At 60.5% G+C, this 8451-nt stretch carries 10 protein-coding genes; 9 read left to right on the forward strand and 1 reads right to left on the reverse strand.

The features are described 5' to 3' along the window. The 9 genes from BQ17_RS13070 to BQ17_RS13110 form a co-directional block, all read left to right on the forward strand. A partial coding sequence (locus BQ17_RS13070) for an alpha/beta hydrolase (RefSeq protein ID WP_089727755.1) occupies window positions 1-941 on the forward strand: 941 nt, incomplete at its 5' end. A 154-nt stretch (window positions 942-1095) separates the two neighbouring features. Further along, a complete protein-coding gene (locus tag BQ17_RS13075; RefSeq protein WP_089727758.1) occupies window positions 1096-1623 on the forward strand; it encodes a YpsA SLOG family protein in 528 nt (175 codons plus the stop codon). A 126-nt stretch (window positions 1624-1749) separates the two neighbouring features. Next, window positions 1750-3282, forward strand: coding sequence for an anthranilate synthase component I (gene trpE, locus BQ17_RS13080; RefSeq protein WP_089727760.1), 1533 nt, complete (start codon window positions 1750-1752; stop codon window positions 3280-3282). Next, a complete protein-coding gene (locus tag BQ17_RS21890) occupies window positions 3228-3497 on the forward strand; it encodes a type II toxin-antitoxin system RelE/ParE family toxin (protein ID WP_369406473.1) in 270 nt (89 codons plus the stop codon). Before trpE ends, BQ17_RS21890 begins: the two co-directional genes overlap by 55 nt. A 4-nt stretch (window positions 3498-3501) precedes the next feature. Beyond that, window positions 3502-3828, forward strand: a complete 327-nt coding sequence (locus BQ17_RS13090; protein WP_089727764.1) for a transcriptional regulator — start codon at window positions 3502-3504, stop codon at window positions 3826-3828. 36 nt (window positions 3829-3864) lie between these two features. Further along, window positions 3865-4446, forward strand: coding sequence for an anthranilate synthase component II (locus BQ17_RS13095; RefSeq protein WP_089727766.1), 582 nt, complete (start codon window positions 3865-3867; stop codon window positions 4444-4446). A 344-nt stretch (window positions 4447-4790) separates the two neighbouring features. Beyond that, window positions 4791-5813, forward strand: a complete 1023-nt coding sequence (gene trpD, locus BQ17_RS13100) for an anthranilate phosphoribosyltransferase (RefSeq protein WP_089727772.1) — start codon at window positions 4791-4793, stop codon at window positions 5811-5813. Window positions 5814-5818: 5 nt separating this feature from the next. Further along, window positions 5819-6631, forward strand: coding sequence for an indole-3-glycerol phosphate synthase TrpC (trpC, locus tag BQ17_RS13105; protein WP_176722418.1), 813 nt, complete (start codon window positions 5819-5821; stop codon window positions 6629-6631). A 911-nt stretch (window positions 6632-7542) separates the two neighbouring features. Next, window positions 7543-7803: a hypothetical protein gene (locus tag BQ17_RS13110; protein WP_089727770.1), complete on the forward strand. Its 261-nt coding sequence runs from the start codon at window positions 7543-7545 to the stop codon at window positions 7801-7803. A gap of 448 nt (window positions 7804-8251) precedes the next feature. Here the strand turns inward: BQ17_RS13110 and BQ17_RS22720 are convergent. Then, on the reverse strand, window positions 8252-8451 hold a 200-nt coding region (locus tag BQ17_RS22720; protein WP_218068264.1), incomplete at its 5' end, for a hypothetical protein.

Here is an 8451-nt window from a genome sequence, read left to right on the forward strand (position 1 = left end):
TCGAAAACCACCAACAAACCATCGTGGGGATCCTCACGGAACCCGAAACGACTCCCCCGTATCCGATCGTCGTGATGGTGCATGGGTTTACCGGTAATAAGGATGGACTCTCCGCGCCGGTGAAGGGGACGGAGGAAACCATGTATGGCCGGACGGCCCGGGTGTTCGCCGAGCAAGGGATTGCCAGCCTCCGTATCGATTATCGGGGGAGCGGAGAGAGCGATGGTGACTTTTCGGATATGACGTTCACGAGACAGATCAGCGATGCCCTGACCGCCATCGAATATGCGGCCAATCTTCCGCAGATAGACCCTGAACGCATGGGTCTGCTTGGTCTCAGCCAGGGTGGGGTGATAGCGCCGAGTGCGGCGGCTCGGGATGATCGAATCGATTCGATGGTACTCTGGTCGCCGGTCGCGATTCCTTATGCAACCTACACGCTTGACATTTTTGACCCGGGAGTAGTAGAAGCCGGACTGAATGCCGAGGAGGGTGAGGTGGTTCCCTCCCCGATACTCACGGGGGTAACGCTCGAGCTCAAGCGTCCCTTTTTTGAGGGTCTGTTAAAGGCCGATCCGGTGGCCGAGATTGTTCGCTTTACCAAACCTTTGATGGTGGTCGTCGGTTTGCAGGACGTCGGCATCAAGCCTCAACCCCAAATGGGGGAAATTTATATGCGGTATCACGAAGGGGAGGAGGCCTTGGTCATACTCGATGCCGGTCATGTTTTCAATATGCTGGAGGGACCGGAGGAGCTCGATAAGGCCATTGCCTGGAGCACGGATTGGTTTACCAAGACCTTGATAGAGGAAGAGCACCATGAAGAGTCCGAAGGATTCGAAGGATTCGAAAGGTTTTTCGACAGATTCGGATTCGATCTAAGGGGTTTTTGCGAAAGACACCCTAAAGGGCCTTTTTGCGAGAGCCTTTTTGCGAATTAAAGATCCTGTATGGGTACCTTGAAAAGCTGCTTTCCCGGCGATTTTTCAAGACGCGAAGTGAAAACCCGGTTTTCACTTCACGCCGATTCGCGCGCTTCGTGGTTTTCTCTTTCGTATTCCGGCCCACCACGACCAGCGGCCAACAGCTAACTTAATGGCATTGGTATCCCACTCCACGTGGATACTTGAATTTTTTAAGGTGCCCATCAGAAAGCTAATCTCCGGTGGACAGACCGGCGTTGATCAAGCGGCACTCAAGGCCGCTTTGGCCGCCGGCGTTGAGATCGGTGGATGGTGTCCACCGAATAAGGAATGTGAAACCGGAAAGATCCCAGGCGAGTTTCCGCTGGTCCCAACCGATAAGGCGCGCAGCGATTCGGCCCCGGCTGTTCCGAGGTCACTGCGAACGGAACTGAACGTAAGGGACTCCGATGCGACCTGTATTATAACTTCATTGAATCTTGCATTGGTTGATAGGGGTACTGGATGGACTGCAAGTTGCACGGCACGTTTTGGTAAGCCGTTACTCAGTGTCGATGCATATGATGATGCAGCCGGCGACAAGATCACAGAATGGATCGAGAAACATAAAATCGAAACATTAAATGTCGCCGGGCCAAGCGAAAGTACCGCTCCGGGAATCGGCGCCCGAACCTTTAACATCATTTTAAGGTTTACTTAACAGGGTCGAAACCAGTGTCTTTTCACGGTCTCATGAGAACAAGGTCCGGCACGGGCCGCCGATGGCGGCGCTGAAGCCTAAGCGTCATTCGGCCAATCCCCTGTGTCCTATTCTCGGAGACCCCTCATGACACCCGAAGCCTACGCCGATCTTGCCGATCAGGGCTATAACCGGATCCCCATCGTCTGCGAGGTACGCGCCGACCTCGATACCCCACTGAGCATCTATCTCAAGCTCGCGGCCGGTGCCTTCTCTTATCTCTTCGAATCCGTCCACGGCGGCGAGAAGTGGGGCCGCTACTCCATCATCGGGCTGCCCGCCCGGACCCTGCTCAAGGTGTACGGCAAGCGCGTGGTCCTGGAGCGAGACGGCACCATCGTCCACGACCGGGAGGTCACGGACCCCCTGGCCTGGATCCAGGACTTCCAGGCCCGGATCCGGATCTGTGAGCAACCCGAGGAACTGCGCTTTGCCGGCGGTCTGGTGGGCTACTTTGGGTACGACACTATTCGCCATATCGAGCCCCGACTGGCCCGGTGTCCGAATCCGGATCCCATCGGCACCCCGGATATCCTGCTCATGGTGTCGGACGAGGTGGTGGTCTTCGACAACCTGTCCGGATCCATGTATATCGTCAAGCATCTGGACCCGACCGCCGGGGATACCCTGGAGGCCGGGGAGGCCCGCATCGGCGAGCTGGTCGGGCGGGTAACGCGCGCAACTCCCCGCCCTGCCCGCAGACTGTCCAGGGAAGTGCAGGAATCCGACTTCGTCTCGGGCTTCACGGAGGACGGCTACCGCCAAGCAGTAGACCGCATCAAGGACTATATCCTGGCGGGTGATTGCATGCAGGTGGTGCTCTCGCAGCGTCTGTCCATCCCCTTCGGCGCAGCGCCGCTGGACCTCTACCGGGCCTTGCGCGCGTTCAACCCATCGCCCTACATGTACTTCCTGGATCTGGGGGGGTTCCAGATCGTGGGCTCGTCACCGGAGATCCTGACCCGGCTGGATGCCGGTGTGATCACTGTGCGTCCCATCGCCGGCACCCGCCGCCGCGGCCACACGGAGGCCGAGGACAGGGCGCTGGAGGCGGAGCTCTTGGCCGATCCCAAAGAGCTCGCCGAGCACCTGATGCTCATCGACCTGGGCCGCAACGACACCGGGCGCGTGGCCCGAGTGGGCACGGTGCGGGTCACCGATCGCCTGCTCGTGGAACGCTACTCCCACGTCATGCACATGGTCTCCAACGTGGTGGGGGAACTCAAGGACGGTATGAGTGCCATCGACCTGCTGCGGGCCACCTTTCCTGCCGGCACCGTCTCCGGCGCACCCAAGATCCGGGCCATGGAGATCATCGACGAGCTCGAGCCGGTCAAGCGCGGCATCTATTCCGGAGCGGTCGGCTACCTGTCCTGGAACGGAAATATGGACACGGCGATCGCCATCCGCACCGCCGTGATCCGGGACGGCACCCTGCACATCCAGGCCGGTGCCGGGATCGTGGCGGATTCCAGGCCCGAGCTCGAATGGAAGGAGACCATGAACAAAGGCCGCGCCATCTTCCGCGCCGTAGCCATGGCCGAGGCGGGTATCGATCGTCATCTGTGCCCGGATGCAGCCGGTGGGCACAGCCCACCCTACATGGAAAGGGTGTCGTAATCGAAACCGGGAATCCGGGCGACGTGAAACCGGTCGGCGAAGGCGTTGCCGAACGGCGGATCAATTATGGCCCTGGATACCGGGTGTATTTCGGCCAGGATGGTCGGCAACTCGTGATCCTACTTGTCGGCGGGACGAAGAAGCGTCAACAGCGCGATATCGTCCAGGCCAAGGCGTACTGGAGAAACTACAAAAAGCGTAAGGAAGGAGGGTGAGGCCATGCCGCTTACCAGAGATTTCAAAGACACCATCGAGGCACGGGCCGAACGGGACTCGACGTTTCGTATTGCCCTGCTGGAAGAAGCCCTTGATGCGTTCCTGAACGCCGACCTGGAAACCGGCAAGTTGCTCCTGCGCGATTGTGTGAATGCGACCCTCGGTTTCGAGACCTTGGGCGTACAACTGCACAAAAGCCCTGAGAGCCTGATGCGCATGTTAAGCACAGAGGGCAATCCGCGCGTGGATAGTCTCTTTGCTGTGGTCTCCCACCTGAAAACCCACGAAGGCGTGTCCTTCCGTGTGCACTGCTCCACCGGACCGCAGTAAGTATTCCGTTGGCAGCGAATACAAGCCGAGCTTGAAATGCTCCTGATGATCGACAACTACGACTCCTTCACCTATAACCTGGTCCAGTATCTGGGCGAGCTGGGGGTGGAGGTACGGGTCTTCCGCAACGACGGCATCGGCCTGGAGAAGATCGCAGACCTCGCCCCCACGCACATCGTTATCTCGCCCGGACCCTGCACCCCTGACCAGGCCGGGATCTCCATGCCTGTGATCCGGGCGTTTGCCGGGCGCATTCCCATCCTAGGCGTCTGTCTCGGCCATCAGTCCATCGGCCAGGCATTCGGCGGCAATATCATGAAGGCGCGGCAGGTGATGCACGGCAAGACTTCGCTCATCTATCACGCAGGACAGGGTGTGTTCACCGGGCTGGAGATGCCCATCCAGGCCACGCGCTACCATTCCCTGGTGGTCGCGGAGGCGAGCCTCCCGCAATCCTTGGAGGTCACGGCTTGGACCCGGACGGAAGACGGGACCCGGGACGAGATCATGGGCATCCGTCACCGCGTGCATCCGATCCAGGGCGTGCAGTTCCACCCCGAATCCATCCTCACGCGGCAGGGGCACGACCTGCTGCGCAATTTCATCGAGGGTAAATAGGCATGGATATCAAACAGGCCATCGCCAAGGTCATCGACGGACGGCATCTCGCGCTCAACGCCGTTGTGTCCGCTCCAGCGGACTCAGCTCCTCGGTGCTGATCGGCGTTGGCGGTTAGCCTAGCGAGGCGCTTAATCGACGCTGGAGCGTCAGATCCCTCCTCCATCGGGACCAGGTCTGCTCCCACGCTGGAGCCTGGGGAGCCAGCCGAAAATGTGTTGGTTTTTAGACAGCCTCTTACTCTCCGCAGATTACGCGGATTTCCACAGATGAAAAACGAGAGAATCTGTGGGAATCTGCGTAATCTGCGGATTTATATGCAGCCGGTTTACGAGGAGGAAAAGATGAACATCAAACCGATCATTGCCAAAGTCATCGACGGACAGCATCTCGACAGCGAGGAGATGACCGCCGCCATGCGGGCCATCATGAGCGGCGCCGCCACCGGGGCCCAGATCGCCGGCTTCCTGGTCGCCATGCGCATGAAGGGAGAGACGGTCACCGAGCTCACGGCCGCGGCTTCCGTCATGCGCGAGCTGGCCAGCGGCGTGGAGCTCGGCGGGCTGCCCAACACCCTGGACATCGTAGGGACCGGCGGCGATGCATCCGGGACCTTCAACATCTCCACCGCCAGTATGTTTGTGGCCGCCGCCGCGGGTTGTCACGTCGCTAAGCACGGCAACCGCTCGGTATCGAGCAAATCCGGCAGCGCCGATGTCCTCGAGGCGGCAGGCGTGCGGTTGGGCCTGACCCCCGCTCAGGTCGCCCGCTGTGTGCGGGAGGTCGGGGTAGGGTTCATGTTCGCCCCGGCCCATCACGGGGCCATGAAGTATGCCATCGGCCCACGCAAGGAGCTTGGGGTGCGGACCCTCTTCAACCTGCTCGGCCCCCTGACCAATCCCGCCGGGGTACCCAATCAGCTGCTCGGCGTCTTCCGCGCGGACCTGCTGGAACCCCTGGCCCAGGTGCTCCAACGCCTGGGCAGCCGGCGCCTGCTGGTCGTCCATTCCCGCGACGGCCTGGACGAGATCAGCATCGGCGACGAGACCGAGGTTGCGGAGCTGAAGGACGGCGAAATCCGCCGTTTCAGCATCGCGCCCGAGGAATTCGGCATCCCCCGCGCACCCCTGGACACCATTCGGGTCGCGGGACCAGAGGCGAGCCTGGCCCTGCTCCGCGGCGTGCTCGAAAACCGGCCGGGCCCGGCCAGAGACATCGTAGTCCTCAACGCCGGTGCCGCCATCTATGTGGCCGGTGTCGCCGCCAGTCTGGCGGAAGGCGTACAATCGGCGGACGCTGCTATCCGCAGCGGCGAGGCACGCGACCGCCTGGAGCGGCTGGTTGTACTCACCCAGGGCTTCGAATAAACCCGATGGTCGACACCCCGGACATCCTCAAGAAGATCCTACACCGCAAAGCGGAGGAAGTTGCGGCCCGTGCCGAGCGTCTGCCCCGGGAGCGATTGGCCCAGAGACTCGCCGCGCCGCCGCCGATACGTGGCTTCGCCGACGCCCTGGCGGCCAAGCTGGCCGCCGGCCAGCCGGCGGTCATCGCCGAGCTCAAGCGGGCATCCCCCAGCAAAGGCGTGTTGCGGGAGGACTTCCGGCCCGCCGAGATCGCGGCCAGCTACCAGCGCGGCGGTGCCGCCTGCCTCTCGGTACTCACAGACCTGGACTTCTTCCAAGGCAGCGACGCCCATCTGCAAGAGGTCCGGGCCGCCTGTACCCTGCCGGTCCTCCGCAAGGACTTCATCATCGACCCCTATCAGATCTACGAGGCTCGGGCCATCGGCACCGATTGCATCCTACTGATCGTGGCCTGCCTGGACGACCGCCGGCTGCAGGAGCTCAGTATCCTGGCCGGAGAATTGGGGCTGGACGTGCTGGTGGAGGTCCATGACCGGGAAGAGCTGGAGCGGGCCCTAGCGATTTCCGGCCGCCTGATCGGGATCAACAACCGGAACCTGCGCAACTTCCAAGTCGATCTGAAGACGACACTCGGGATGCTGGACGCCATCCCCGCGGACCGGATCCTCATTACCGAGAGTGGCATCGGCGCGCGGGAAGACATTGCCCGCATGCGTGAACGCGGCGTCCATGCCTTCCTGGTCGGGGAGGCCTGCATGCGTGCCGCGGACCCGGGCGCAATGCTCGCGCGGCTGTTTGCGGAAGGAAACGGCGGTTGACTCGCCGGCTCCCTAAGATAGAAAAAATGACAATGACATCTTTTATCCGCAGATTTTCACAGATTACATCAACTTGGCTCTTCACGGATTCCGGTCCGTTCCAACAGGCACAAGGGGTACAAGACGCAAAGATTCCTTTGTCGGGACATCCCCTGCGGGTACCCCAGGTAGGTTGGGCAAAGCCCGCCAGCCTGTCTGCGTGCGGAATGCACAGGCAGGGGATGGCGGGCGTGCCCAACATCCACATCTTCGCGGCTCGGTGTGAGCATAAGATATGAGCGGTGGTAAATTTTTGAGTGGTCGAGTAAAGAGGGTCATTAACCACTCCCGGTTTCTTTTTTGATTCCCGCTCCCGGCAGGAAGGTGTCGCAAAAGCCCCTCTCTCGCCGAGAGAGGGGCGAAGCTCGTAGCATCAATGGTGTGGTGAGCGCCTGCCTACCGCCCCAGGAGGGTGTCGTAAAAGGTGACGCCCGACGCGGTCTTTCTCGTTCCCACGCGCTGAGACTGTGAAAGTATTCCTGGATTTTCGGAGCTATAGGGACAGCACAACATAATTATCCTATTTTAGGCCAAAAATACTTCTCTTAAATCCCACGTGAGACAGAATTTAGGTAGTGGTTAATATTTAAATGATTTGTTGGGCACGCCGCCATCCAAAGATGCGGTTCGCTGCCTACCTGCCCCGTCCCCTGGGGCAGGTAGGCAGGCGCTCACCACATCCTACCGGCTTTGCCCAACCTACGAGCTTCGCCCCTCTCCCACCGGGAGAGAACCTGCCCCGAGCGCAGCGAGGGGGCCGGGGAGCGGGGATCAAATCAAGCAAGGGGGCATTATGAACCCTTCTACGCTAACCATTTAAAAATTTACCACTACCCGATTTTCTAGTAAGTAAACATCAACAGGACCTAATCATGAAGACCCGCCCCTCCTTCGTGTGTTGGCAGTGCGAACGGACCTTCGGACTGGTGGTCGATCTCGCCGGTGATCCGGTGCTGCTGCTCGAATGTCCCTATTGCAGCGCCCAATGCAAGGTCGATCTGTACCCCTACCGGGCGCGGATCGTCACGGTGATGCGAGACCAAACAGCCGGTCCGGGCGATGTTCGCTATGAGCTCCCTGCCCGCATCCCCACCTCCGAGCCCGGTGACGAAACACCCACCCCGGAGACCTAGATAGGAGACCTAGATAGGAGACCTAGATAGGAGACCTAGATAGGAGACCTAGATAGGAGACCTAGCTATGGATGTCGGGCACGCCCCCATCGGCGCCGGCATTGCCGGCAAGCCGGTTTTGCCGACAAGATGTCGGCGCTCCCGGCATTGCCCGACCTGTGGCTCACCGGCAAGGTAGGGTGGGCTGTGCCCACTGAAGTGTGAACGCAACGGGATCCGGAACCGTCGCCGATGACGAGCCGATTGTGATCCAATGCCATTAAGTTAAGCGTTACCGGACGACAAACAAGAGGAGAAACGGCGAAGCACGCGAATCCGCGCGAATGAATGCGCGCCGATTCGCGCGCTTCGTCATTTTCTCTTCCGCATCCTGATCGACCACGACAAGCGGTCAGCAGCTGGTAGCGGTAAATTTTTAGGCCCTTTATGGATTCCGGACTGCCAAGGATCATGGAAGGGTACCACCGGACGTTTTGGAGTGCCTGTCTGCCCCCAGGCAGGCGGCGGCAACCTTGCCCCAGTGCTTACCGGAACCTACAGCGCCAGGCATAAGCGGGGGGTCGGCCAGGTGGCACAATCCGGCCGCCGCTTTGGATGTACGCCCGGCATGGGCATGAACGGATGGGGTGTAAGTCCCGTGTAGGAGTA

The organism is Candidatus Thiosymbion oneisti, from assembly GCF_900092655.1.
Lineage (GTDB): Bacteria > Pseudomonadota > Gammaproteobacteria > Chromatiales > Chromatiaceae > Thiosymbion > Thiosymbion oneisti.

Bases quoted from the DNA above. Each gene is read 5' to 3' on its own strand.
- BQ17_RS13075 (WP_089727758.1), top strand. From the start codon at position 1,096: ATGGCATTGGTATCCCACTCCACGTGGATACTTGAATTTTTTAAGGTG.
- trpE (WP_089727760.1), top strand. From the start codon at position 1,750: ATGACACCCGAAGCCTACGCCGATCTTGCCGATCAGGGCTATAACCGG.
- BQ17_RS13090 (WP_089727764.1), top strand. From the start codon at position 3,502: ATGCCGCTTACCAGAGATTTCAAAGACACCATCGAGGCACGGGCCGAA.
- BQ17_RS13095 (WP_089727766.1), top strand. From the start codon at position 3,865: ATGCTCCTGATGATCGACAACTACGACTCCTTCACCTATAACCTGGTC.
- trpD (WP_089727772.1), top strand. From the start codon at position 4,791: ATGAACATCAAACCGATCATTGCCAAAGTCATCGACGGACAGCATCTC.
- trpC (WP_176722418.1), top strand. From the start codon at position 5,819: ATGGTCGACACCCCGGACATCCTCAAGAAGATCCTACACCGCAAAGCG.
- BQ17_RS13110 (WP_089727770.1), top strand. From the start codon at position 7,543: ATGAAGACCCGCCCCTCCTTCGTGTGTTGGCAGTGCGAACGGACCTTC.